21 protein-coding genes are annotated in these 25,442 nt (G+C 47.9%); 11 read left to right on the top strand and 10 right to left on the bottom strand.

Annotated elements, in window-relative coordinates; all coding sequences use genetic code 11:
• Positions 1 to 148 precede the first annotated feature (148 nt).
• Positions 149 to 1,291 carry a histidinol-phosphate transaminase gene (gene hisC / locus BTV99_RS10705; RefSeq protein WP_075102352.1) on the bottom strand — a complete coding sequence of 381 codons (1,143 nt, stop codon included), beginning with the start codon at positions 1,289 to 1,291 and terminating at the stop codon, positions 149 to 151.
• Between the two features lie 66 nt (positions 1,292 to 1,357).
• Entirely contained in the window at positions 1,358 to 2,542 is a 1,185-nt protein-coding gene (gene pheA / locus BTV99_RS10700; protein WP_075102351.1) for a prephenate dehydratase, read from the bottom strand.
• A gap of 571 nt (positions 2,543 to 3,113) precedes the next feature.
• Between pheA and BTV99_RS10695 the strand changes: the two genes are divergently transcribed.
• Positions 3,114 to 4,055, top strand: coding sequence for a transaldolase (locus BTV99_RS10695; RefSeq protein ID WP_075102350.1), 942 nt, complete (start codon positions 3,114 to 3,116; stop codon positions 4,053 to 4,055).
• A 96-nt stretch (positions 4,056 to 4,151) separates the two neighbouring features.
• A complete protein-coding gene (locus tag BTV99_RS10690) occupies positions 4,152 to 4,655 on the top strand; it encodes a hypothetical protein (RefSeq protein WP_075102349.1) in 504 nt (167 codons plus the stop codon).
• 88 nt (positions 4,656 to 4,743) lie between these two features.
• Here the strand turns inward: BTV99_RS10690 and BTV99_RS10685 are convergent, their stop codons facing one another.
• A complete protein-coding gene (locus BTV99_RS10685; RefSeq protein WP_075102348.1) occupies positions 4,744 to 5,310 on the bottom strand; it encodes an adenine phosphoribosyltransferase in 567 nt (188 codons plus the stop codon).
• A gap of 344 nt (positions 5,311 to 5,654) precedes the next feature.
• On the opposite strand from BTV99_RS10685, the gene BTV99_RS10680 reads away from it, so the two are divergent.
• Together BTV99_RS10680 and BTV99_RS10675 are read left to right on the top strand one after the other, a co-directional pair.
• Positions 5,655 to 5,819, top strand: a complete 165-nt coding sequence (locus BTV99_RS10680) for a rubredoxin (RefSeq protein WP_057759803.1) — start codon at positions 5,655 to 5,657, stop codon at positions 5,817 to 5,819.
• A 26-nt stretch (positions 5,820 to 5,845) separates the two neighbouring features.
• Positions 5,846 to 6,901: an alpha/beta fold hydrolase gene (locus BTV99_RS10675; RefSeq protein ID WP_075102347.1), complete on the top strand. Its 1,056-nt coding sequence runs from the start codon at positions 5,846 to 5,848 to the stop codon at positions 6,899 to 6,901.
• Positions 6,902 to 7,052: 151 nt separating this feature from the next.
• On the opposite strand, the gene BTV99_RS10670 is transcribed toward BTV99_RS10675, so the two are convergent.
• Positions 7,053 to 8,051 carry a WG repeat-containing protein gene (locus BTV99_RS10670; RefSeq protein ID WP_075102346.1) on the bottom strand — a complete coding sequence of 333 codons (999 nt, stop codon included), beginning with the start codon at positions 8,049 to 8,051 and terminating at the stop codon, positions 7,053 to 7,055.
• A gap of 188 nt (positions 8,052 to 8,239) precedes the next feature.
• Here BTV99_RS10670 and BTV99_RS10665 point away from each other — a divergent pair, with 188 nt between their 5' ends.
• Positions 8,240 to 9,172 (top strand): DMT family transporter, encoded by a 933-nt coding sequence (locus BTV99_RS10665; protein ID WP_075102345.1) that lies wholly within the window; start codon positions 8,240 to 8,242, stop codon positions 9,170 to 9,172.
• Positions 9,173 to 9,272: 100 nt separating this feature from the next.
• Here BTV99_RS10665 and BTV99_RS10660 read toward each other — a convergent pair whose 3' ends face one another.
• Complete coding sequence (locus BTV99_RS10660; RefSeq protein ID WP_372046638.1) at positions 9,273 to 10,622, bottom strand: solute carrier family 23 protein; 1,350 nt, start codon at positions 10,620 to 10,622, stop codon at positions 9,273 to 9,275.
• Between the two features lie 819 nt (positions 10,623 to 11,441).
• On the opposite strand from BTV99_RS10660, the gene BTV99_RS10655 reads away from it, so the two are divergent.
• Entirely contained in the window at positions 11,442 to 12,878 is a 1,437-nt protein-coding gene (locus BTV99_RS10655) for an L-serine ammonia-lyase (RefSeq protein WP_274539909.1), read from the top strand.
• Positions 12,879 to 13,214: 336 nt separating this feature from the next.
• Here the strand turns inward: BTV99_RS10655 and BTV99_RS10650 are convergent, their stop codons facing one another.
• The 3 genes from BTV99_RS10650 to xthA form a co-directional block, all read right to left on the bottom strand.
• On the bottom strand, positions 13,215 to 13,613 hold the full coding sequence (locus tag BTV99_RS10650; RefSeq protein ID WP_075102342.1) for a DUF4377 domain-containing protein: 399 nt from the start codon (positions 13,611 to 13,613) through the stop codon (positions 13,215 to 13,217).
• 394 nt (positions 13,614 to 14,007) lie between these two features.
• Positions 14,008 to 15,231, bottom strand: coding sequence for a bifunctional glutamate N-acetyltransferase/amino-acid acetyltransferase ArgJ (argJ, locus tag BTV99_RS10645; RefSeq protein ID WP_075102341.1), 1,224 nt, complete (start codon positions 15,229 to 15,231; stop codon positions 14,008 to 14,010).
• Between the two features lie 74 nt (positions 15,232 to 15,305).
• Entirely contained in the window at positions 15,306 to 16,130 is an 825-nt protein-coding gene (gene xthA, locus BTV99_RS10640) for an exodeoxyribonuclease III (protein ID WP_075102340.1), read from the bottom strand.
• A gap of 233 nt (positions 16,131 to 16,363) precedes the next feature.
• Between xthA and BTV99_RS10635 the strand changes: the two genes are divergently transcribed.
• From BTV99_RS10635 to BTV99_RS10615, 5 genes are all read left to right on the top strand, one after another.
• Complete coding sequence (locus BTV99_RS10635; RefSeq protein ID WP_075102339.1) at positions 16,364 to 16,993, top strand: thioesterase family protein; 630 nt, start codon at positions 16,364 to 16,366, stop codon at positions 16,991 to 16,993.
• Between the two features lie 13 nt (positions 16,994 to 17,006).
• Positions 17,007 to 17,729: an ATP-binding cassette domain-containing protein gene (locus BTV99_RS10630; RefSeq protein ID WP_075102338.1), complete on the top strand. Its 723-nt coding sequence runs from the start codon at positions 17,007 to 17,009 to the stop codon at positions 17,727 to 17,729.
• A 112-nt stretch (positions 17,730 to 17,841) separates the two neighbouring features.
• Positions 17,842 to 18,633, top strand: a complete 792-nt coding sequence (fetB, locus tag BTV99_RS10625; RefSeq protein ID WP_083608624.1) for an iron export ABC transporter permease subunit FetB — start codon at positions 17,842 to 17,844, stop codon at positions 18,631 to 18,633.
• 484 nt (positions 18,634 to 19,117) lie between these two features.
• A complete protein-coding gene (locus tag BTV99_RS10620; protein WP_075102337.1) occupies positions 19,118 to 20,815 on the top strand; it encodes an AMP-binding protein in 1,698 nt (565 codons plus the stop codon).
• Positions 20,816 to 21,551: 736 nt separating this feature from the next.
• Positions 21,552 to 23,252, top strand: coding sequence for an AMP-binding protein (locus BTV99_RS10615; protein WP_075102336.1), 1,701 nt, complete (start codon positions 21,552 to 21,554; stop codon positions 23,250 to 23,252).
• A 111-nt stretch (positions 23,253 to 23,363) separates the two neighbouring features.
• Here the strand turns inward: BTV99_RS10615 and BTV99_RS10610 are convergent, their stop codons facing one another.
• Both BTV99_RS10610 and BTV99_RS10605 read right to left on the bottom strand, forming a co-directional pair.
• A complete protein-coding gene (locus tag BTV99_RS10610; protein WP_083608623.1) occupies positions 23,364 to 24,233 on the bottom strand; it encodes an SDR family oxidoreductase in 870 nt (289 codons plus the stop codon).
• Positions 24,234 to 24,392: 159 nt separating this feature from the next.
• Complete coding sequence (locus BTV99_RS10605) at positions 24,393 to 25,157, bottom strand: histidine phosphatase family protein (RefSeq protein ID WP_075102335.1); 765 nt, start codon at positions 25,155 to 25,157, stop codon at positions 24,393 to 24,395.
• Positions 25,158 to 25,442 lie beyond the last annotated feature (285 nt).

The following is a 25,442-nucleotide window of genomic DNA, read 5'->3' as shown; positions in this document are numbered from 1 at the left end:
ATTCTTATTTTTTATCTTTTTTATGGCGACTCACGGTAGTTTGTATTTTACAAACTGGCATTCAGTCGCAAAGGCACGCCTGCATGAGCGCCATGACATTATCGGGATTCAGATGGGCTGGTCCGCCCTCTTTATCAGTTGCCAACGCTCAGTCCTCGGTCAAAATCGAGCGTAGCGTATCTATCAAACGCAGATTGTCTTCAGCCAGACCTACCGTGATACGCAGCCAGTTCGGGAGTCCATATGCGGCCAAAGGACGTACGATCACCCCCTGCTCTAGCAATGCTTGATGGATAGATATAGCGTTGATGTCTTCCATCTCAACTTCGAACTTTACCATGATAAAATTGGCATGCGACTTAATAAAACCCAGCCCTAGCGCGTCAAACTGTTTTTCTAACCAGCGCATTTGCTCAGCATTGCTCAAGCGAGTGGCTTCGATAAAGTCTTGATCGGCAAGTGCAGCAGCGGCGGCGGCCAATGCCACACGGCTGACGTTAAATGGCTGACGAATACGGTTTAATAAATCTGCGACTGGCACTGAGCTGATCGCGTAGCCAACGCGCAGACCCGCCAGCCCATAAGCTTTAGAAAACGTACGAACGATAACCACATTGTCAAACTCATCAAGCAGCGCCCTATTATTACTCTCAGGGCTATACTCGATATACGCCTCATCGAGTACCACCAGTACCGAAGCTGGCACGCTAGCGACAAACTCACGTAGCTCTTTTTGCCCAAGCTGGGTGCCTGTTGGGTTATTGGGATTGGCAATAAACACAACCTTGGTATTTGGATGGTCGGCGACGGCTTGACGCATGGCCGTTAAGTCATGACCAAACCGCGGCGTGGGCACCTCTATCCCAGTAGCACCTTGTATCTTCGCCAGCATCGAATACACCACAAAGGCATACTGACTATACACAATGGTATCGTCGCAACTGACAAAGCCACGCGCCAATAGGTCCAATAGATCATTGGAGCCATTACCTAGGGTAATCTGCTCAACATCCACACGATTAAAATCCGCCAGCGCTTGCTTGAGATAATAGCCATTGCCATCAGGATAGCGTGCCAGTTGACCCAGCTGCTCGGTAATCGCCAATGTCACATGCGGCGAGCAGCCCAGTGGGTTTTCATTGCTGGCCAGCTTTACGACATCAGAAACCCCATACTCGCGCGTCAGCTCCTCGACCGGCTTGCCAGTCTGATAAGGCGTCAGCGCTAAGATACTGTCATACGCAGAGGTAAGCGGGGCTAAACTTGATGATGTCGCTTGAGGTGATGCCATGGTTTACCCTTAGAGATGATGACACATCTACTGCTTAGTATGATCCATTTGCGGCCGATGATCAGCTTACAATACCGCTTTGGGGTATGAGCCAAGTATACGCAAATCTTTTACCAGTGGACGAATATCGGCAATCGCTGCGCTCACATTTGGCGCATCAATATGACCATTCATATCGATGAAGAATACATAAGCCCATTTATTCGGGCGCTCAGGACGCGTCTCGATACTGGTCATCGATACACCATGATAAGACAGTGGCTTTAGGATTTCGATCAGCGCCCCTGCTTTGTCGTGTGCCGATACCACGATAGAGGTTTTGTCTTGACCTGATGGCGCAATCGCCTCGTGACCGATGATCAGAAAACGTGTGGTGTTGCTAGGATTGTCTTCTATGTTGGTATACAGCTTGTGCAAATCATACTCTGCTGCAGCAACGTCCCCCGCGATAGCAGCAGAATGCCACTCGTTTTTGAGGCGACGCGCCGCCTCTCCGTTGCTCGATACCGCCACACGCTCGACGTTTGGAAAGTTGACATCAAGCCAATGACGGCACTGAGCCAGTGACTGCTGGTGCGAATAAATACGGCTGAGACTATCGACCTTGGTGTGCTCCGCGACCAAGAAGTTTTGGTGAATAGGCAGCTCAACCTCACCGATGATTTTTAATGAAGAGGACAAAAAGCCATCTAGCGTGTGATTGACCACCCCTTCTGAAGAGTTTTCAACAGGTACCACGCCATACATCGCTGTGCCCGCTTCGACTTCGCGAAACACATCGGTGATGGTGGTCATCGGCACGGTATCCGCGGCTTTGCCAAAGTGTTTGAGCGCAGCTGCATGGGTAAAGGTACCGACAGGCCCTAAAAACGCAATGCGCTGCGGTGCTTCTAAATCCAAGCATACAGACATAATCTCACGAAACAGACGGGCCATTTTTTCGTCAGCGATAGGGCCAGTATTGCGCTCCATGACGGCTTTTAGTACTTGTGCCTCTCGCTCTGGACGATAAAAAATAGGGTTGCTGTCGGTCGTGGCGGCGACATTACTCGCGAGGTGTTCTTTTTTGACGACAGCCACTTGCTGAGCCAATTTGGCACGATCATTGATCAACGTTTGAATTTTGCAGTCTACTGCATCGATACTTTGACGAATATTATCCAAAAACGCTTTTTCGGTTGCGGCATCGTTTGTGTCTGTCGTGGTTTGATTGGAGTTATTCATATGTTGTTCTGGTGACTGCTCACTCATTACCGCCCATCCTTTTTAGATTTTTTACTGTTGAAATTTTTGGCCAGTTTTTAGCTATTGGGTCTGACATCATCGGTGTTAATAGCTTGCTATAGCGACATGATAAAACAATAGTCTATCAAGACACCGTCTGCTTTTGCTCTTATCCGATTTTGCCAGGCCATTTTTTGACTTATCAATAATATCTCAAGCTGCTCATACCACTATCGCATAACAGCTGGCCGGCTCTACTATAACAAAAACGGCGCGCAGTGCCCACGTGTAATCGTGTGCAATCGCATGTAATGTCGCGCCACTCTTATCAGCTCGCCCATATCATCTCGTCCATAGTATAGTCGATTCAAAATAATTGTGGTACAGCGTCAGCAAGTGAGAAGGCTGATGTCGTCAATTCAGCTAATATTGACCTGACTATAGCACAGTTGTGCCCTTGTCTCTTGTCGTCCATCACACTATGAAGCAACAGAGGCTCAAAACTATGTTACAGTTTAATGCCAATCCCTCATCTTACGACAAAAACAAAACCACCCTGTGATTGATAACATCACGTCACTAAAAAAAAGGATCTCTAATGAGCGCATTACAACAGCTTCGTACCATGACCACCATTGTCGCTGATACTGGCGATCTGGCCGCCATTGCGCGCTTAAAACCCATCGATGCTACCACCAACCCAAGCTTGATCACCAAAGCCCTCATCCACCCTGACAATCAAGGCATGCTGGCAGAGACCATGAGTCGCCATAATGGCGATGTCGATGCGGTCATAGACGCACTGACCGTCCAAGTCGGCTGTGATATTTTGGCACTGATCGAGGGACGAGTGTCTACCGAAGTCGACGCGCGCTTGTCTTATGACACCAAAGCGACGATCGATAAGGCCATGGCGTTTATGGAGGCGTACCAAAAGGCGGGAATCGATCCTAAGCGCGTCTTGATCAAAATGGCCGCCACTTGGCAGGGCATCGAGGCGGCGCGCTACCTCGAAACCCAAGGCATCCATTGTAACTTGACGCTTTTATTCGGTCAGCATCAAGCCATTGCCTGTGCTGATGCTGGCGTGACGCTGATCTCGCCTTTTGTGGGTCGTATTTTAGACTGGCAAAAACGCCAGCAAAACCGCCAAAACGTGCCCTCCTCCGATGATATGGGCGTACAATCGGTCAAGCTGATTTATCAATACTACAAGCAGCACGGCTATGGCACTCAAGTCATGGGCGCAAGCTTCCGCTCTACTGAGCAAATACTGGCGTTGGCAGGCTGTGATTTATTGACCATCGCGCCAAACCTTATCGACGAGCTTGCCGCCATGGACACACAAGTAGAGCGTCAGCTATCGCCCAGCATGTCTATGGCGCTAGACGAGATGACCCGCGTCAGTCTAACTCACGAAGAATTCAGCGCCGCCTACCAACAAGACACCGTGACACAAGACCTGTTACCAAAGGGCATTGATGGCTTTATCACTGCTCGTGATGAGCTGGCCAAGACACTAGCGGCCATCCGTGAGTAACTTGTCAGGCCGTGACCTGTCATAAAAGATATTTGCCTGCCGATAACAACTTGGCTATTATGGCCTACTTCAAACAACCAGAAGCAAGGCTTAAGTATGAAACGGCTATCAGTGTTATTGGCAGGCAGTGCTTTGGCACTCAGCGCACAAGCAGTGAACTGGTCAGAGGTGTCCGAGAGTCATTCTGGCTCGGTTTTTAGTGTGGACTTAGATTCTATCGAGCGCTCTGATATTAGCATCATAGATGAAAAGCGTGTTGAAAATATCACCGTCTCAATCCGTCGAACCTACCCAACGCAAGCCAAAAAAAATATAGCAAAAGACAAAGAAGCTGCAAAAGAAGAAAATGCGGAAACAGCGCTCTTTAAAGAAAAACCCATCCATCATAGTGATCAGCAGCTACTGATCTCTTGTAAAGACGCCAGTTACTATCGGCGTGCTTATGTCAATTACGCGGCCAATGACAAAGTCATAAAGTCTTGGCAGTCAGACAAACCCATTTTGACCACAAAGGATTTCAAAATCACCAGCCCTAAGACGATCGGACGCGCCCTCGTAGAATACAGCTGCAAAAACCACGAACAACAAAAAACGGCTTAATTTAGCATGGGCTTAATGCCATGTATCTTAAATAGCTATGTTGAAAAAAAGCGCGCTGATTATATCAGCATCAGCGCGCTTTTTGATTTTAGGCTTTTAGTACCGTATAAACGGGTACTGGAAACGCTCCATGCAGCGCCACCAAATCGAGTAATACCAGCGCCCCGACCACGGTGTGACCTGCTGAGCGGCAAAGCTCGTAAGCGGTGTTCAAGGTGCCACCCGTTGCCAAAATATCATCGACCAACAATACCCGCTCAGGCGGTAGATTGTTTTGCATCTCAAGGGTGTCTTTACCATACTCGAGCGCATAGGCCTTATTGGCCACAGGTGGCGGCAACTTACCAGGCTTACGCAGCAATATCATACCCTTACCCAAGCGCCCTGCTAGCAAGCTGGCAAAGACAAACCCACGCGCCTCGACCGCCCCCAAACAATCAACCTCATCCAGACAGCCTTCTGGTAAAGCGGCCAACAGCGCATCGATGACCGCATCAATGTGACTGCGCAGTAACGGGGTTATGTCATAAAAATCAATGCCGACTTTTGGAAAGTCTGGTACGGTGCGAATGATCTGCCAAAAAGGATGATCAGTATTGAGCACGGCTGATGGCTGGTTTTCGGTAGTGGTAGAAGTGGCGGCATTGATGCTCATGAGGACCCTTAGCGTGTATGACTTTAATGATAACTGGTGTGAATTTTTCGCCCGTTATTGTAGCATAATTGACCCAATTAATACGTTAAAGCACCGGCTATTATCAGCCTTGATATGCATAAAACCGCGACGTTCGACTTGATAAAAATCTCACAATCTCAATATACAAGTGTAAACTTAACTATGAAAATAACGGTTATATGCTAAACTACGTGCGTTTTTGCTGTCTAAGCGCTGACCGTTATGTGGACACTTGCACACTGTCGTGACGCCCAGTCATTAGCCCTCGCCATGACTGGCGCGCTAAAAAACGGTCACACTAGAAATAATCGATAGGACTTTTTATGAAACGTTATGAATGTATTGTCTGCGGCTGGATATACGACGAAGCACTTGGCTGCCCAGAAGAAGGCATCGCCCCTGGTACCAAATGGGAAGACATCCCTGATGACTGGACATGTCCTGAGTGCGGTGTGGGCAAACTCGATTTTGAGATGCTTGAGCTGTAGTAGACGACCTCTGATTAGGACACTTCATGACACAACCAAATAACATCAATAGCGCCAGATCCCAAGCAAGCCCAGATCCAAGCCTAGATGAGAATGTGGGCCACTATCCTACGCCTGAGTGGCAAAAGTTTGGCGCGCATCAGTGGCATGACTCTGATCTGAGTGACCAGTTGCATCAAGCGATGATCGATATCGGTGACGGTATCGAGCTTTGTGTGGAAGCAGGCGGTAACCCAAACCATCCACCCTTGCTCATGGTCATGGGGCTTGGCTCACAAATGATATTTTGGCCAGAAAACTTTATAAAACGCCTCATTGATGCCGGTTTTTTTGTGATTCGTTTTGACAATCGTGATATTGGCCTATCGTCTAAAGTGCAAATTGACGGCCTACCGCGTATCAGTCAGCTAAAGATGATGATGCGTCTGCAAACAGGGCTCTCTAACAAGAGCGCGCAAGTGGCCTATAATTTGACCGACATGGCCGAAGACACCGCCCGTCTGATTAAGGCGTTGCAGCTGGGTAAAACCCATCTGCTTGGCGCATCTATGGGCGGGATGATTGCCCAAATCGTGGCTGCTCGCTACCCAAGCTTGGTACAGCGAATGGCACTGATGTTTACCACCACCAACCGTGCATTTTTAAGACCGCCCAAACCTCGGCAGCTATACACCCTTATCAACCGCCCTGAGAGTCACTCTGAGCGTGATATCGTGCGTCATAGCGTCTGGTTTATGAAAACGGTTGGCACGCCAGGGCATGTCAATGTGCGCATGGTGCGTGAGATTGCCAAGATTCGCTATCAGCGCAGCTTTCATCCGCTCGGGACCGTGCAGCAGCTAAATGCTATTTTGGCATCTGGCTCTATTAGCCGCTATAGCAAACAAGTCAAAGCTCCAACCATCGTGTTACATGGTAGCGCCGACGGTCTCCTGCCAGCATCGCAAGGGCGCGTGGTGGCAAAGACCATCCCCAATGCTAAGTTTTATCTGATCGAGGGCATGGCACACGATATTCCTGAGTATTATCAGCCTTATATGGTGGATCTGATCAGCAGTCATCTGTTGGCGCATCGCTCTTAAAGGCTATTTAAAAAGCACGCACGTCTGAACAAGCGTGTAAGTTTGACTGTCAAAGACAAGCTTACACGCTTTTTTATGCCTGCTTAAGTTGTTTATGTTTGCTTAATTTTTTATGCCCACTGACGTATCGTCATGGTATAAAAAAAACGGCTCAATCACAGCCAACGCTGCTGCCTGTTTTATCAATGCACATTTTATTGCCATTTTTTAGATTACCGATCCATGCTTTGCCATCGACAAACACAAACGAGGGCTTGCCTTGATAAGTATCACTTGCCGACACGCCACTATCTGCAAACCGAAACGGAATCAACAGCTCACCACCAAGATTGACAAAACCCCAATCTTCATTGATACGTACGCCCGCCATGCCTTCAGAAAAGGGACGCACCTCATCAAATGAGTAGGTAATCATGGTGACATTTTGGTCATCGACAAAGCCCCATTTACCCTCATGCTGACGCGGCTGTAGTGTAGTAAATGGACTGATGGGCGGCGCGGATGGCGACTGGCGCGCTTGCGGCGGCTTGTGGTTATTGTCAGCAGGGTCTTTTGCCACATTGCCGCTTTTATCCAGCCAACTGATGTCGCTGTTTTTACGCACACGGGTGATGCCGCCGCGATAATCAGCTACCTCACTAAACGATGACGAAAATGGCACGACGGTTCTGTTGGCGGTATTGATGACGCCGTAGTTACCGTCTTTTTTTACGACGATACGCCCTTCTGATACCGGCCGCGCCCAGCCTTGACGCTCTTTTAGCATATCGTACATAGCAGGCACCACTTCTCGCCCTTTCATATTGAGATATCCGACGTGACCATTACGCAGTACGGGCAGCAACCCCTCTGAGAGGTTATCGGCATCGACCTTTTGATAGCGTGATAGATCGACGATGCGCTTGCCTTTGTTGTCAATCAAGGCCACAGGCGCGCCAAAATCTTTGATAGCCAAAAACAAGCCACTGCTGGCGGTACAAGAGACGTTTTTGTAGTAGCTTTTGGGGATTTTACAGCTGGCAGCTTGTGCTTGCGGTATCACCAGTAACGCACTGACAGTGCTAATGCCAACGCCAGCCGTACACCGCAACATCATTGTCCAAAGGTTAGATACTGCAGGGCGCGGTTTTGATAAAGAACATCGAAACATAATAAACCTAAGCAAATGTCATTCATTGGCATAATTATATACACAGGGGTCCTCGTTTAGATAGCTTTGTCTGCTATCTCATAGAATAATTGTCGCTGAGCCATTTCATTTTGGAAGCAAAACCTCGACAATAGCCTAATCGCTGTAAAATGCTTTTTATCATCATCCCATTCATATAAGGAGACACTATGGCCATCGCCGCATCCCGCTCTGCCCCTATCGGTTTAGTCATAGGCTGTATTATTTTTGGTTTAGGTAGCCTGATCGTCGCTCATGTCGATATCGGTGGTTGGGCGATGTCGTTTTGGCGCTTAGCCATCTCTGGTATTGTTTTTGCCGTATTGGCCAAAATCATGGGGCAACGCTTGCCGCGCTCAGGACGCGCAATTTTTTATGCGTTGTTATCAGGGGCGTTTTTGGGATTGGATTTGGCGCTTTGGCATGAGAGTATTTATGCGGTCGGCCCTGGTATCTCTACCCTACTCAATAGCTTACAGATTTTTTTCTTGGCAGCGATTGGGTTTTTGTATTTCAATGAGCGTCAATCTATCGTACAGCTGATTAGTTTGTTTTTGGCGATGCTCGGTGTGGCGATGATTGGTAGCCCTGAGTTTGCCCATAACAGTGCAGCGACGTGGGGGTTTGTCACTGGTATCGTCTCGGGCGCTATGCTAGCGGCATCGATGACCTTTATCCGTAAGACGCACGATACTGAGCCAACGCCGATATTTATGCTCATGCAGCTGATCAGTATCGGCGGGGTGCTGGCGATGGTTGTGCCAATGTGGGTGTTTGATCAAGGGAGTATCTTGCCCAATACTTGGGCGGAGATCGGCTGGATATTGGTCTATGGTACGGTGATGCAGTGCTTGGCATGGGGACTCATTGCTTACTCTATTCCCAAGCTGTCATTGGCCTTGACGGGGTTACTATTGCTCTCTGAGCCCATCGCTGCTTTGGTGATTGATTATAGCTGGCTGGACAAACCCATCAATACTTTGCAGTGGGCTGGTGCGCTACTCACCATGTTTGCTATTTATTTGGGTTCACTCAAACCAAAGCCACGCGCCCTACGCCGTTATCGTTTTTTTTCACGGTTTTATAAACGTGACTATAAATAATCCCTGTCTGCTACTTATCACCTTCTATCGCTCCTTTAAACGCACTACAAAAAAACGCCCATACTATAATAGTATGGGCGCTTTTGTGGCCGGATACGGCCTATTTGGCCGCTGCACTAGTGTCAGCGGTTTTGTCAGAGCCTTTATTAAACAACGCATTTAACACGATAGCAGCCAAAGTTGCCGTGCCGATGCCGCCCAAATCAAACCCGCCTAAGTGCAAGCTAAAGTTACCTGTCCCCATGATAACGGTAATAGCCGCGATAATCAGATTGCTGTTTTTGCTAAAATCGATGTGATTATCGATCCAAATCTTTGCCCCTGCAATCGCAATCAGACCAAATACTACGATAGAAGCACCGCCTAGTAAGGCCGCTGGTATCGTCTGAATAATGGCACCAAACTTTGGCGATAAGCCCAGCAAAATAGCCACCAACCCTGCCACGACAAATATCGTCGTGCTATAGACCTTGGTTACGGCCATGACACCGATGTTTTCGGCATAGGTAGTGACACCAGTGCCACCAAACCCTGCCGAGAACGTCGTGGCCAGCCCATCTGCAAAAAACGCGCGGCCCATATAAGGCGTCACGCGCGCTTTTGTCATACCCTCAACGGCCTTAAAGTGTCCTAAATTTTCGGCGACTAGGATAAATGCCACCGGCGCGATAAGAATAATGGCGCTCATCTCAAAGCTTGGGGTATGAATTGTTGGTAACCCAAACCACGATGCGGCGGCGACACCACTAAAATCAATCGCCGTGCCGAAGCCCAAAACATTGGTCATCACAAAATAGGCCACATAAGACAAGATCAAGCCCACCAGCAACAGCAAACGGCGCAGCATACCACGGGTAAATACCGCCACCCCACTGATGAGTAATACCGTCAGCGTCGCCATCCAAGCATCAAACTGATTGGCCGACACCCCTTGGATGGTCACTGGCGCTAGGTTTAGACCGATAATCATCACAATAGCCCCTGTGACAATGGGCGGCATCAAGCGTTCAATCCAGCCAGTGCCCGTCTTCATCACCAGTAGCCCAATCAGCGCATAGACGATACCACATGCCATGATACCGCCTAAAGCGACACTCAAATTATCATTGAACCCTGCCCCTGCATAAGCGGTCACTGCAATGACAGGTCCGATGAACGCAAAGCTTGAGCCCAGATAACTTGGCATACGCCCGCCTGTGATCATAAAAAACATCACAGTACAGATACCCGACATCAAGATAGCCAGATTGGGGTCAAACCCCATCAAAAGCGGTGCCAACACCGTCGCCCCAAACATGGCAAAGGTATGCTGCACCCCTAACAAGACGCTTTTTGAAGGCGGTAGATATTCATTGATACCGACAGGATCACGGTCTAAGTCGCCTTTATAAGGTCGCCATGTCGGAAACCAGCGGCCATTGTCAAAATCTGAATGAAACGGCTGACCCATGGCTGCTGGGTCGATACCCGCCGCCTCTAAGGCGTTTTGTGCCGGCTTATCTTGAGCGCTTTTTTGGGAAGATGAAGGATGTTCTGTTGGCGATGACATGCGCGCGTCCTATGTGAGCTGGAGTGGTGAGGAAAAACAAGGGCGTGTCTCAATTTTAGTCAACAGCTACTTACTGAGCCTAAAATAAAAACACTTTAATAGAATGATACTATGCAGCAATATTGTGATTTATAACATTATGATTTATAACACAAATCGACTCTTTTGCTTTTTTGCTTTTGAGACTTATTCTTTTATATTTCTTGCTAGCAAACCAAAAGTATTATTTGTTATGATGGCTGTGTTTTACTGGATGTGGCAGGGTCGATATGTTGCCGATATGTTCAATAGTTAATTCGAAATAAAACAGATACATTATATGCCAACGTGGAACTGATATAAATTTTACGGGCGTGCTGCGCCTGCGCTGCTCGATGCTACATAAAATCCATCCCAGTCCTACTGTATCGTTTTTATACCGAACTCACTATACTAAATATCTAAGTTGGCGCTGTCCTGCTGTCCATCTGCCTATCAATTACTGACTTACAGGATGTTACACAACCGTTGGCTGGAAGCATAATAACGGAGTTTCTTATTAAATAAAAGTTATTATTCAGCGGCTATTTTTGTTCTTCGATTTCCATACATCCACCGCCACTGCGCCATATGCACCGTATATAGGTGATTATCGGTAGTGGCTGGCTATTATATATTGACTCAAAGTGCGTAAAGCAGGCTATCTTGTCTGCCCAGTCACTGATGACTTTTTGGTAATTTATTATGATTAGTGTTTTTGATTTATTTAAAATCGGTATCGGGCCATCAAGCTCACATACCGTCGGCCCGATGGTCGCGGCCAATCTTTTTTTGACCTCACTGATAAAGCAGGCTGAGTTAACGACCATTCAGCGTATCGAGATTGAGCTTTACGGCTCGTTGGCAGCCACTGGCAAAGGCCATGCCACCGACACGGCCATACTACTTGGCTTACTCGGACATACACCCAGTACGATTGATACGCGTTTGACCAGTGATTATCTAGCGCCTATTTTTTCAGCCAAACAGCTGGCTCTCTCAGGCATGCATACGATTGACTTTGATACAGAGCACGATATTCACTGGTATGATGAGACGGTGTTGCCTTATCACCCAAACGCCTTGACCCTGCGCGCGACGCTAGCAGATGATAGCAGCTATCAGCAGACTTATTACTCAGTTGGCGGCGGTTTTGTCATCAATGAAGAGGACGCCACCAACCCAGACGAAGACCATGCCAGCCCTACGATAGCTAGTGTGCCGTATCCCTTCAATAGTGCCGCAGAGCTACTAGAGCAATGTCGTCAGCATGAGCTTAGTATCAGCGAGCTGGTGCTGGCCAACGAATGCCACTTTCGTGATAAAACAGCGGTGTTTGAATATTTGGATCAGATTTGGGCGGTGATGCAAGACTGCGTCACACAAGGCTGTGACAATGGTGGCATCTTGCCAGGCGGCCTAGATGTCAAACGCCGCGCTAAAGACTTGCACCAACAGCTAGACGCTGAAAAAGACCAGCCGATCGCCAAAACCGACAAGCTCGCTGCCATGGACTGGGTCGATCTGTACGCTCTGGCAGTTAATGAAGAAAACGCCAATGGTGGCAAAGTGGTCACTGCGCCGACCAACGGTGCAGCGGGCATCATCCCAGCGGTGCTACATTATTACCGTGATTTTTTGCCCAACTATAGCCAAGACGGCGTGCGTAAGTTTTTATTAAACGCCACCGCTATCGGCAGCTTAATCAAACAAAACGCCTCCATCTCTGGCGCTGAAGTTGGCTGTCAAGGCGAGGTTGGCTCCGCTTGTGCGATGGCAGGCTCTGCTCTAGCCGAGATTATGGGTGGCTCGCCAGCCAAATGCTTAAATGCGGCCGAAATCGGCATCGAGCACAACTTAGGCTTAACCTGCGATCCTATCGGCGGGCTGGTACAGGTGCCTTGTATCGAACGCAACGCCATGGGCGCGGTCAAAGCGATCAATGCGGCGCGTCTGGCCTGCCGCGGTAATGGCCAACATTTCGTCTCACTAGATAAGGTGATTGAAACCATGAAAGTGACTGGCGCTGACATGCTCGATAAGTATAAAGAAACCTCACGTGGCGGGCTGGCAGTGTATGCTGACAATCGTATACCGACGGCCACTCATGGCGTCAGTGTAAAGTACAGCCAGTGTTAGTCGTCATTTTATGAGGTCAGCATACTAGGGCCTGTCCTCAATTCAACCGATAGCCATCTAAATGGATTAAAAATGGCTAAATCTGGCCAAACGGTGTCAAATAGCTGACTAATATCTCGATATTATCTGCGCTATTTTCCTTGTTTGACGGCGATTTATCTCATTTTTATCGCCATTTTTAAAATGAGGACACGCCCTAATAAAATAATCATGTTGTATTAAATATGACAAAAAAATGCCTCTGATCAATCAGAGGCATTTTTTTAGGATAATTATTAAATATCTGTCGTCCGTATACTTGCTATCTACAATAATTGTAGTCAGCTGTCAGCGTCATTACTCAGCCGTCTTAGAGACTACTTCATTTAAGATCCAGACCGGTTGTACCACATTCGAGCCTTCAGCAGTTACGGCTTCTTGGCGCACATCGAGCACATAACGATGGTTTGGCTCATAAGTGAAACCTTGGATATTACCATTTAATGTGGTGTAGTTTTTCTGATGGGTTTGACGATACTGCAAGCATTCAGCTTCAACGGTGGTGCCGTCGGTTGCCGTGAGGTCACAGACGGCTTTTCGCGGTGCAATCTCCACCTCAAAACTTGGGATATTGACGACTTTGACATTCATTGGCTGCCCTTCAACCACCATGGTACGCTCGCTATCCATCCCCATGGTAGAGCAACCTGATAGGGCAAATGTGGTCATTAATGCTGCAATGGCTAATTTTTTCATTATTCAATCCTCAGTTATTGGTTATGCGTTTTTATTACTTGTTTTACGTTATTGTTTGGCACATTCTATAACTATCGTCGTATGTCTCACACTTATCAGGTCATGATTACTTGATAGTTTGGTTTAACTGTTTGATTTATTGTTGACTGAAATAAGTATAGGGCGCAGCGCTGCTTCTCCTCTATGACTGCTTTGTAAAGTAACGTCAGCTTTTGCAACTGCTGTTAATAAAGCGTATTAAATCACAGGGTAAATTGCTACTCACCGCGTATTTATTTTGAGCAAGCCTCCTTATATTGGCTTAATAAGGCACAAAAAAAGCCAGAGCGACACCCTATGGGTCACTCTGGCTGTTACGCTTGGCATTAAGATATCAATAAATAGCCGCTATCAGTTAGCTACGATAGTCTGCATTGATTTTGACATAATCATAAGACAAGTCGCAGGTATAAACGGTATCACTAGCGTCACCGCGCGCCAGATCGATATGAATGGTAATCTCTGGACGGCTCATCACCGCCTTACCCGCCTCTTCTGTATAATCTGGCGCCACGCCCCCGTTTTGGCAAATCATCACTTCATCAAGATAGACATCGACTTGCTCGGTATCAAGATCTTCAATCCCTGCATAACCCACCGCCGCCAAAATACGACCCCAATTGGCATCGCTGGCAAAAAATGCGGTTTTGACCAATGGAGAGTGCGCGACCGCATAGGCCACATCACAGCATTCTTGTGTGACTTTGCCGCCGGTGACTTTGACCGTCATAAACTTCGTTGCGCCTTCCCCATCTCGTACGATCAACTGCGCCAGACGGACAAACACCTCTGTCAAAGCAGCAAATACCGCTGAGTAATGAGGATGCTCAGGGCTATCGATCACCTCCGAGCTGGCTGCCCCTGTGGCGATCAACACGCAGCAATCGTTGGTCGAGGTATCTCCATCGACTGTGATGCGGTTAAAGGACTGCTCATTGATTTGGCCCAACATCTCTTGTAGCAGGTCGGCTTTGATATTGGCATCGGTCGCCACATAGCCTAGCATGGTCGCCATATTTGGACGTATCATGCCTGAGCCTTTTGAGATACCAGTCACATGATAGCAGCTGTCCGCCACCTCGACTTTTTGGCTTGCAATCTTAGGGATAGTATCCGTAGTACGAATGCCATTTGCCGCGGCCTGCCATTTATCAGCCGCCAAACCAGCAAGCGCCTCATCCAACCCTGCAATGACCGCATCGCTGTTTAGCGGCTCACCAATGACCCCTGTCGAAAACGGCAAGACCGTCTGAGTATCGACGCCAGCTTTAGTGGCCAATGCCGCACATATCTCTTGGGCGCGGCGTTTGCCATCGGCACCCGTCCCAGCATTGGCATTACCAGTGTTGATCACAAGATAGCGTGGACTGTGAGTGGCAAAGTGCTCACGCAATACGCGTACAGGCGCCGCACAAAAGGTGTTTTTGGTAGTGACAACGGCGCAGCTGGCCCTCTCAGCAATCTCAAGCACCACCAAATCATCACGATCCTTATAACGCACGCCTGCCGCGGTCGCACTTAGTTTGACGCCTTCGATAGGATAAATGGTATCAGGTATTGCAACATTTCCAACAGCCATAGGGACTTCCTTATTTTGCTTGTATTGATGGTTTATTCAGACGGTTTGTTTATTTAGGCTATGTTTGATTCAAATTATACTTTGCTAAGAGTAAACGCGCTCCAAATTGGCGCGTGGTCAGAAGGCTTTTCCATACCTCGAAGCTCATAGCTGATACCCGCATCCACGCAGTGATCGACGAGATCCGCGCTACACAAAATATGGTCGATACGTAGACCACGCTTCGGGTCGTCATTAAAGCCGCGACTGCGGTAATCAAACCAGCTATATAGCTCAGTACTCTCTGGATAGTGCAGGCGGTACGTATCCGTCAGCTCACGCGACATCAAATCGGCATACCACTCACGCTCTTCTGGCAAAAACGAAGTCTTTCTATTTTTTAGCCAGCGCTTGGCATTTGCTTCCCCAATGCCGATATCGATATCTTCTGGCGCGATATTCATATCACCCATAATCACCAGTGAGCGACCTTCAGCTTTGAGCGTGTCGATATATGCCATCAAATCGGCATAGTAGGCACGCTTCATAGGGAACTTGGTGGGATGGTCTTGGCTCTCGCCTTGCGGAAAATAGCCATTTAATACATCAATTTCACGGCCTTGCAGCTCATAACGGGCGTGGATAAAGCGCTTTTGGGCATCCACGTCTTCGCCAGGGAATCCTTTTTGGACAAATATCGGCGCAACTTTGGATAGTAGAGCCACACCATAATGCCCTTTTTGGCCAAAGTATTCTACATGATACCCCAAACCCTCGACCGCCGATAAAGGAAATTGATCGTCGTGTACTTTGGTCTCTTGCAATCCCATCACATCAGGGTCGATAACCTCTCGCACTGCCTCTAGCTGATGCTGACGGGCGCGAATACCATTGATATTAAAACTGACAAAACGGGTCATAAATTATCCTATACTAATTGATGAAAATACGCAGCGATACACTGATGTGACGCACTATGATAGCAGACGTAAATGGGTCTGACTGTTGCACGCCCAGATATCTTAAGCTAGAGTAGTTGCTACTGGTCAGCGGCCATGATACCGCATAATAAATAGCTGACACTTTTTTGGCATGCAACTTTTAGCACTCAACCATCGCACAGACATCCTGTATCACTAGACTGAGCACTCATATGACAACAAACACGCAAACAACGACAAAAAAAACCGAGCGCCACACCCCAAAAACAGCCACCAGCGATAGTATCTCGCCACTATTTGCAAAAGACTATAACGTCTATATTAACCATACCGATGCTGGCGGTATAGTCTACCATGCCAATCATCTGGTGTTTTTTGAAAACTGTCGCCGTGATTGGTTTGCCAAACTCGGTCTCAACGGTTATTTTTTACAGACAGATACAGGCGACGTGCAGCACTTTGTCGTCAGTCAAGCAGACCTACAATACAAACGGGCGATATTGTTAGATGAAGTCATCAGCGTACGTATCGATGACGTCGAGATAAAGCCTGCCAGCATTGTGTTTTATCAAAGCATCCATCGGCATCTGACAGATAGCGCAGCTAGCAGCAACGCCGGGCTATTAAGCCGTGGCAAAATTGTCATCGCCTGCGTGCAAAACCAGCTAAGACCGACACCCAATACTGGTGACAATGACCATGCAGCCGATACCGCTGCTGCCAACGCTGCGCCCATGCGTCCCATTCGCGTACCTCAAAAGCTGCGAGCGGCCATTGAGCAAGCCGCCGCACGGCAGACACCAGTTCAGACATCAGCTACTCAAACACCAGCGGCTCAATAGACAGCGCCCAGCGATGAGTGCTGATAACGACGATACTATCTTGGCATTTGAGCATATTGAGGTGCTGACTCATGGTAGTGATGGACAAAAAAAACGACTGATACAACAAGCCAGTGGCGCACTATCAGCAGGACAGGTGACCGTCCTGACGGGCACATCTGGTAGCGGCAAGTCGGTACTATTACGGGCGTTGGCCGGGCTTTTGCCCATCAGCGCGGGCACCGTACGGTTAAAACCCACGCACGAGCCGCCCCACGCCCGCTTTTGGGATATACAAGATATCTCGCCTACCAAGTGGCGCGCTCAAGTCGCTTTACTCGCACAGCATCCTCAGCTGATAGAAGGCAGCGTGCTTGATAATCTGCAGCTGCCTTTCCAGTTGCGGGCGCATCAACATCTACGCTTTGATAGTAATTGGCATACCGCCCAGCTTGCTTATTTAGGCCGAGGGGGCGATTTTTTGCACAAAGATGCCTATCACCTATCAGGCGGCGAGCGCCAGCTGGTCAACACCTTACGCTTACTACAACTAGAGCCGCGTATCTTGTTGCTAGATGAGCCTACCGCCGCGCTAGATGTCGATACGGCCGCGCAGCTGGTTGCACTCCTTGTCGACTGGGTACAAAAAAGCAAACAACGCACGGTACTGTGGGTCACGCATGATACCCAAGACATCTTGCCATTGGCAGACCAGCATTGGCATATGCAAGCAGGTGTACTGACTAAAATCAGGTAAATGTAAATTCAGCGAACGCATCAAAGGGTCCATGTCTGTGTTCTGTGTAAGCACAGCGGGCAGTAAAAATAAATGAGTGAGCCAGCATACTTGGCTGATTAAGTGAGCCGCGATGAACACCAGCGACGATATGCAGATATTTCTCACATATGGCGACATTGCGCTCGCCAGCAGCTTAATCCTCATGGTATTGATGGTCTCTTGGCGTTTGCGTCTACATCTGACCAAGACACTATTGATGGCGGCGCTACGTACAGTCGTGCAGCTGAGCTTTATCGGTCTCATCCTAGCGTGGGTGTTTGCGCGCGAGCAGTGGTATGAAGTTTTATCCATTTTGACCATAATGACACTGATTGCAGGAAGCGCGGCCAAAAACCGAGTCAAACGCCGCTATAATGGCTTGTTTATCGATACGCTGCTTGCCGTTAGTGTCTCCGCAGTGCTGGTGACAGCCATTGCCATCATGGTTATTTTAGATGTGCAGCCATGGTACACACCGCAGTTTGTGATTCCTATCTTGGGTCTGATATTAGGCAACTCACTGACGGCCATCTCATTGACCAGTAACCAGCTGATCAATGCCTTTTATGAGCAGCAAGCGCGTATCGAGATGATGCTCAGCTTATCTGCGACGCCCTTTGAAGCTGTCCATGAGCAGGTACGAACGGCCATCATCAATGGTATGACACCGACGCTCAACTCTATGTTGGTGGTCGGCGTGGTGAGCTTACCTGGCATGATGACAGGACAGATCTTAGCAGGCGCTGACCCTACCCAAGCCATTCGCTATCAAATAGTCACCATGTTTTTGATCTGTGTGAGTAGCACACTGGGCTGCACCATCAGCGCTCTACTTACTTACCGCCGTTTTTTTAATACAAACCAGCAATTCTCGCTTCCCTGATTGCTGGCTTCTACCAGGGCGTGTCCTCAATTCAATCGACAGTCACCCAACTTACTCCATCAAACCTCACTTCTTCTCATTATCCGTTCACTGTAACTGTCAACTATATATAGATAACTTCTCTGGTACAGGCTTAATCTACCTCATACTTTATGGCTGATGGTTAAATGAACTGATCAGTATCATATACCGTTGTTGCCTTGGCCAACATTCATGCTACTGTATTTCTGAATTGTATTATTTTTTTGATGCCGTGGTTTTGATGTCTTAATAATAGCGCATGGTTTTTGCGGTCACTGAAGCAGTTGACGATTACCGTGCAACATGCCCTGTCATTAAAAAACTGAGCAGCCAGTCAATAAATACGGATGTTGACGCACGCAGCGACAAACTACCTCTGTCAGCGCTGGTGTGTTTTATTGACACGGATAAGACTGCTTTGATACACCCTCCTACCCTATTTTGAAATTCAAGGACGCTGACTATGATGCCGAACAAACCTTGGCTTGCCAATTATCCCGATGGTGTACCTAAGACTATCAACCCTGATAGATATAGCAGCATAATGGAGCTGTACGAGGAATGCTTTGACCGCTTTCGTATGCACCCTATGAGTATCTGTATGGGCGTGACTCATACTTATCATGATGTGGATGAAGCCTCGTTGGCCGTCGCCGCATGGCTACAATCTCAGGGACTACCACAAGGCAGTGTGGTGGCACTGATGATGCCAAACGTGCCGCAGTATCTGCCCACGATGATTGGTATCTTGCGGGCAGGCTATGTATGCACCCCAGTCAATCCACTCTATACAGGCCGCGAGCTGCGTCATCAGCTCAACGACTCAGGCGCACAAATTATCTTTGTGGTAGACAACTTTGCCCAAGCGCTCGAACAGGTCATCGGCGAGACCAAAATCAAACGTATTGTCTTATCAAAAATGGGCGATATGATGGGGCTCAAAGGCATCTTGGTCAATACCATCATTCGCCAAGTCAAACGTCTGGTCCCCAAATACAAGCTCAACGACCCAAAGTATCAAGTCACAAAACTCCCTGATGTGCTCAAAAAAGGCAAAAACCTTCCCTTTCAAAAGCCAAAAATGTCACTTGATCAAAAGGCGTTTTTGCAATATACCGGCGGCACGACAGGATTATCAAAGGGCGCCATCTTGTCGCAGCGTAATATCGTGGCGGCGGCGATGCAATCAGAGGCTTGGACCCGCCCTATCACCTCTGAGATCAATGAGGTGTATATCAATATGGTCATGGCGCTACCGCTGTATCATATCTTTGCCTTTATGCTTAGCTTGCTTGGCATGCGCTCAGGCTATACCTTTATCTTGATACCCAACCCTCGCGACATACCAGGGTTTATCAAAACCTTATCAAAACAGCCATTCCATATCTTGCCCGCGGTCAATACATTATTTAAAGGCTTGCTGGATCATCCAAACTTTAAAAACCTGGATTTTAGCTCGTTACGTATCTCGCAGGCAGGTGGTATGGCGGCGACCGAACAAACCGCCACTCGCTGGCTTGAGACCACTGGCTGTGCGATGATCGAAGGTTGGGGGATGACCGAAGGCGTGGCGGTCGGTACGGCCAACGTCATCACAGATCGTAAGTTTAACGGGACAATTGGTGTGCCCGTCCCTAGCGTCGATGCCATCGTGGTTGATGATGAGGGCAAGCGCGTCGGTGCAAACCAAGCAGGCGAGCTGTGCGTCAAGGGCCCTAACGTCACCTCAGGTTATTTAAACAGAGACAGCAGTGATGACTTTACCAGCGATGGTTATTTCCGTACTGGTGATATCGTCAGCATGGACGAAAAAGGCTACTTTAGACTGTTAGACCGTAAAAAAGACATGATTTTGGTCTCTGGTTTTAACGTCTTTCCTAATGAGATTGAGTCTGTCATGCTTGACTGCGACGGTATCGTTGATTGTGCGGTCATTGGTATTCCTGATGAGCGCCAAGGTGAGGCGGTCAAAATCTATGTGGTGCCTGCGGACAACAACGTCACCAAAGAAGTCATCAAAGAATTTGCACTGGACAACTTAACGGGTTATAAGTGCCCGCGTCATATCGAGTTTGTCAGCGAGCTACCAAAGAGCAACGTGGGTAAGGTACTGCGGCAAAAACTGCGCGAAAAACACGACGCAGATCATCCAAGACTGTAAACACGTCATTCATAATAAAAACTTTATCAAAGCTTTATCATAGCGCCTTGCCTTTGCAGGGCGCTTTTATGTCAGCGCCCTTATCTTTAGATCTTTTTATTACTTACTATTGCTTGATGCATGAATGATGGCTTATCTGTCTCATTACTACCTATTTATCCGCTTTGACCTCACAGAATTTTTACTCAATCTTTATTCTGTGTTATCGTCACTATTGACGAATCGCCTTCGCCAGCCAATTATCTCTATGATAAGCGGTCGCGCCAGACAACACCCCCACAGCTCATCCCTGTTTGATGGCCATTTATCTTATTTCACTTGCAACACATCTTATTTGATTAATCAAATTTATATATGTACTAAGAAGTTCTAGTATAATAATATCGACTTACGTTGTAGTTGTGTTAATGTATTGCCGAAATATATCACGTGTTATTCTGTTGCTTTAATTAAAGAAAGTATTCGTTAAAACAACAGAATATCGTCGTTTTACCATATATATGTTTTATTTGTCCTCGTGTGAAGGCGAGGCGCACAATCAATCGTTTAACCCATTCAAACCAGCATTTTTGATCGTTAAACACCATTGTACAAAGGCCACCATATGTTAGCAGTCAGTAATAGATAGGATAGCACTCGGCCATATCGCACTCAGTGATTGAGCGCATATCGTTGACAAGGATGTGACTACTTTCTTATAGAACCTTAACTTATATCAAAATTAAGGACGCTAAATATGACTACAGATAAGCCTTGGCTTGCTCATTATCCAGCAAACGTACCAAAGAGCATCGACCCTGATCAATACGACAACCTCATCGAGCTATACGAGGAGTGTTTTAACCGCTTTCGTATGCACCCTATGAGTGTCTGTATGGGCGTGACGCACACGTATGATGATGTCGACAAAGCCTCATTGGCCGTCGCCGCATGGCTACAGTCGCAGGGTATCCCCAAAGGTAGCGTGGTGGCACTGATGATGCCAAACGTGCCGCAGTATTTGCCCACGATGATCGGTATTTTGCGCGCAGGCTACGTATGTACGCCTATCAACCCCTTATACACTGGCCGCGAGCTGCGCCATCAGCTCAACGATTCAGGTGCGCAAGTTATCTTTGTGGTAGACAACTTTGCCCAAGCGCTCGAGCAGGTCATCGAAGAGACGGCCATTAGACGTATTGTTTTATCCAAAATGGGCGATATGATGGGGCTTAAGGGTATTTTGGTCAATACCGTTATCCGTCAAGTCAAACGCTTGGTACCCAAGTACAACCTCAATGACCCTAAATATAACGTCACCAAATTCCCTGATGTCCTAAAAAAAGGCAAGAGCCTACCGTTTCAGCCCTCAAAAACCAGCTTAAGCCAAACGGCTATCTTGCAGTATACTGGTGGTACCACAGGACTATCAAAAGGTGCCGTGCTCACACAGCGCAATGTGGTGGCAGCCGCCCTACAGTCAGAAGCATGGTATCGTCCGGTCACCTCTGAGATCAATGAAGTGTATATCAATATGGTCATGGCGCTACCGCTGTATCATATCTTTGCCTTTATGCTCAGCTTGCTCGGCATGCGCTCAGGTTATACCTTTATCTTGGTTCCTAATCCGCGCGATATGCCAGGATTTGTCAAAACCTTATCAAAACAGCCTTTCCATATTTTTCCAGCGGTCAATACGCTGTTCAAAGGTCTACTGGATCAGCCAAACTTTAAAGACTTGGATTTTAGCTCGCTACGTATCTCGCAGGCAGGTGGTATGGCGGCAACTGAACAAACCGCTGCACGCTGGCTGGATGTGACAGGATGCCCGATGATCGAGGGCTGGGGGATGACCGAAGGCGTGGCCGCTGGTACGGCCAATGTCATCACAGATCGTAAGTTCAATGGCACTATTGGTATTCCTGTCCCGAGCGTCGATATTATCGTCGTTGGCGAAAACGGTGAGCGCCTAGGACCCCATCAGGCTGGTGAGATGTGCATCAAAGGCCCAAATGTCACCTCAGGCTACTTTAATAAAGACAACAGTAAAGAGTTTACCAGTGATGGTTACTTCCGTACTGGTGATATCGTTAGTATGGATGAAAAAGGCTACTTTACCCTACTCGATCGCAAAAAAGACATGATTTTGGTCTCTGGTTTTAATGTTTTCCCTAATGAGATTGAGTCTGTCATGTTGGACAGCGACGACATTGTCGACTGTGCGGTGATAGGTATCCCTGATGAGCATCAAGGTGAAGCGGTCAAAATCTATATCGTGCCAGCGGACAACAATGTCACCAAAGAAGCGATTAAGGATTTTGCGCTAGACAACTTAACGGGTTATAAATGCCCGCGTCATATCGAGTTTGTCAGCGAGCTGCCAAAGAGTAACGTCGGTAAGGTACTGCGGCAAAAGCTGCGCGAACAGCATCAACTCGACAACCCGCAAACGCTTTAGTCAAAGCGTCTCACACTGCGGATACTGCAGCGTAAAAAGCCCTCTATATCTGTATAGAGGGCTTTTTTTGTCTATTTATATTTTCATTGTATTTGCGTTTTAAGTGAGATGCTAGCCAAACTTATTGACTACCTGTAATGGCAGATGCTTCATCGCCTTACCCACCACCGACCACGGCAAGCTTGGTACACAGGCTTCTTCTACCTCAGCCTCAATGGCGGCAACGATGGCTTTGGTGCCCGTCTCGGCATTGACCTCAAACGGCAGCGGTTTGGCGTTTTCATTGATCTCGGTACGCACATAGCCTGGATAAATCGTAGACACCTGAATTGGCAGATTGGTAAGTAGCATATCAGCACGAATACCCTCTGCAAGATGCGCCAGCCCCGCTTTGCTTGCACCATACGCCGTTAGGTGTTTGGGCAAACCGCGCATGGCCGACATACTAGAGATCACCACCAAGTGGCCGCTGTTTTGTGCGCGAAAGATATTCATCGCCGCCTCACACTGTGCCAGCGCGGATATAAAATTGATCTCGACTGTATGACGGTTGGTTTCAAAACGTCCTTTACCAATACGGCGGCTATCTCCCACACCTGCATTGACGACCACACGGTCGATACCATCGAAGTCCGTAGCAAAGGCATCAAACACTGCAAATATCTCGTCATAGTTGCTCACATCCAAAGCGCGATATTCGACCCGAATGTCCGGATACTCTGCCACTAGCTCTGAGGTTAAACGCTCTAGGCGATCGGTACGGCGCGCACAAATCGCCAGATTATAACCCAGCTTGGCAGAGAGTCTGGCCATCCCCTCACCCAAGCCTGAGCTGGCTCCTGTGATGAGTACGGTTTTGCCGCGCCCGACTTGTTGTTTGCTGCGTTTTTTTAGATACCGATCAGGATATAGCGCGCTTAATATCTGCCGCTTGCGCTGCTGGGCGTTTTTCTTGACGACCTTTAAAATATGATTTTGCATAGACAGTCCTTGACATCTTATAATGAAATAGCGCTTATTTTATCATCAGACAAGATAAGCGGATGATACGCGGCGATCATAGAGGATCGCATTCGTCCTTAGCCGCAGCCGCGAGCGCTGTTGTCCTACTATAGCGTATCCATGCCGTCAGATACCAGCTTATCGCCAAGTCACAAATCCTTTGCCTGCAGAAAATAGGTGGCTATACTCATTTAAAGACAGCAAACGCGTCCGCTCATTTTTAAACGTGATCGCCGTCACCCCAGTATTGACCAGACTTTTATTAATCTGATAAGCCGTTGAACTACCCTGCTTTAATAGCTGAGCTGTGATGGCCGCGATCACGCCACCTGAGGTAAACACCAGCACCGTACTGTCACGATTTAGGCTCATATTCACCACTTTTTGTCGTACCTGCTCAAGCGCCAACTGGGCGCGGTCGTTGAACTGTGGCCAGCTCTCTAGATAGTCATCATCGCACTCGCCGCCATGCCAGCGCTGCATCGCTTGATCAAACAGCTCGGCCAAACGCTTAGATGGGACCTCTGCTTGCGCAATCTCGGCCGCGATTGCCGCGCGATTGCCAAAAGCTGGATGAGACTTAATCAAGACATCTTGATGATTAAACTCATCAAACTGCGGCAAGACATAGCGATCCGTGTTGTCTAAGTCAATGGCAGATACGAGCGGCGGCGTTTGGCTTTGATCCCTACTCGCAAAAGACTGGTAGCGCTGCCAAAAATGCCGCGCTGAGTCTTGCTGCCTGACCAAGCTGCCGGTAAAGATGGCATCGATACGGCGCTGGGTGTTTGCATAATGCTCACCTAACATCTGCGCCTGAATACCGCCCAGCTCTGAGAGCTGATCGTAGTTTGCTTGTCCAAAGGACGCCTGACCATGACGTGCCAGAAGTATGGTGGTCATAAAATACTGCCTTTTGTTATTAATCCAACGGTATTTGTTAGGGCGTGTCCTCATTTTAAAAATGGTGATAAAATGAGATAAATCGCCGTCAAACAAGGAAAATAGCGCAGATAATATCAAGATATTTGTCAGCTATTTGACACCGTTTGGCCAGATTTAGCCATTTTTAGCCCATTTAGATGGCTATCGATTGAATTGAGGACACGCCCTAGGGCGTGTCCCTAATTCAGTTTGCAATGAATCATAGTACAAGCTAGATACAGCATAGACTTATAATTACGAGCC

This window comes from Psychrobacter sp. Rd 27.2, assembly GCF_001921755.1.
GTDB lineage: Bacteria > Pseudomonadota > Gammaproteobacteria > Pseudomonadales > Moraxellaceae > Psychrobacter > Psychrobacter celer.
Note: the sequence above shows the minus strand (reverse complement) of the source record. Positions and strands in the feature narration are given on the sequence as shown.

Bases quoted from the DNA above. Each gene is read 5' to 3' on its own strand.
- BTV99_RS10680 (WP_057759803.1), top strand. From the start codon at position 5,655: ATGAAACGTTATGAATGTATTGTCTGCGGCTGGATATACGACGAAGCA.
- BTV99_RS10610 (WP_083608623.1), bottom strand. From the start codon at position 24,233: ATGCAAAATCATATTTTAAAGGTCGTCAAGAAAAACGCCCAGCAGCGC.
- xthA (WP_075102340.1), bottom strand. From the start codon at position 16,130: ATGACCCGTTTTGTCAGTTTTAATATCAATGGTATTCGCGCCCGTCAG.
- BTV99_RS10660 (WP_372046638.1), bottom strand. From the start codon at position 10,622: ATGGGTCAGCCGTTTCATTCAGATTTTGACAATGGCCGCTGGTTTCCG.
- BTV99_RS10665 (WP_075102345.1), top strand. From the start codon at position 8,240: ATGGCCATCGCCGCATCCCGCTCTGCCCCTATCGGTTTAGTCATAGGC.
- BTV99_RS10690 (WP_075102349.1), top strand. From the start codon at position 4,152: ATGAAACGGCTATCAGTGTTATTGGCAGGCAGTGCTTTGGCACTCAGC.
- BTV99_RS10675 (WP_075102347.1), top strand. From the start codon at position 5,846: ATGACACAACCAAATAACATCAATAGCGCCAGATCCCAAGCAAGCCCA.
- BTV99_RS10620 (WP_075102337.1), top strand. From the start codon at position 19,118: ATGATGCCGAACAAACCTTGGCTTGCCAATTATCCCGATGGTGTACCT.
- BTV99_RS10615 (WP_075102336.1), top strand. From the start codon at position 21,552: ATGACTACAGATAAGCCTTGGCTTGCTCATTATCCAGCAAACGTACCA.
- BTV99_RS10630 (WP_075102338.1), top strand. From the start codon at position 17,007: ATGAGTGCTGATAACGACGATACTATCTTGGCATTTGAGCATATTGAG.
- pheA (WP_075102351.1), bottom strand. From the start codon at position 2,542: ATGAGTGAGCAGTCACCAGAACAACATATGAATAACTCCAATCAAACC.
- BTV99_RS10670 (WP_075102346.1), bottom strand. From the start codon at position 8,051: ATGTTTCGATGTTCTTTATCAAAACCGCGCCCTGCAGTATCTAACCTT.
- BTV99_RS10695 (WP_075102350.1), top strand. From the start codon at position 3,114: ATGAGCGCATTACAACAGCTTCGTACCATGACCACCATTGTCGCTGAT.
- argJ (WP_075102341.1), bottom strand. From the start codon at position 15,231: ATGGCTGTTGGAAATGTTGCAATACCTGATACCATTTATCCTATCGAA.
- hisC (WP_075102352.1), bottom strand. From the start codon at position 1,291: ATGGCATCACCTCAAGCGACATCATCAAGTTTAGCCCCGCTTACCTCT.
- BTV99_RS10605 (WP_075102335.1), bottom strand. From the start codon at position 25,157: ATGACCACCATACTTCTGGCACGTCATGGTCAGGCGTCCTTTGGACAA.
- BTV99_RS10650 (WP_075102342.1), bottom strand. From the start codon at position 13,613: ATGAAAAAATTAGCCATTGCAGCATTAATGACCACATTTGCCCTATCA.
- BTV99_RS10635 (WP_075102339.1), top strand. From the start codon at position 16,364: ATGACAACAAACACGCAAACAACGACAAAAAAAACCGAGCGCCACACC.
- fetB (WP_083608624.1), top strand. From the start codon at position 17,842: ATGAACACCAGCGACGATATGCAGATATTTCTCACATATGGCGACATT.
- BTV99_RS10685 (WP_075102348.1), bottom strand. From the start codon at position 5,310: ATGAGCATCAATGCCGCCACTTCTACCACTACCGAAAACCAGCCATCA.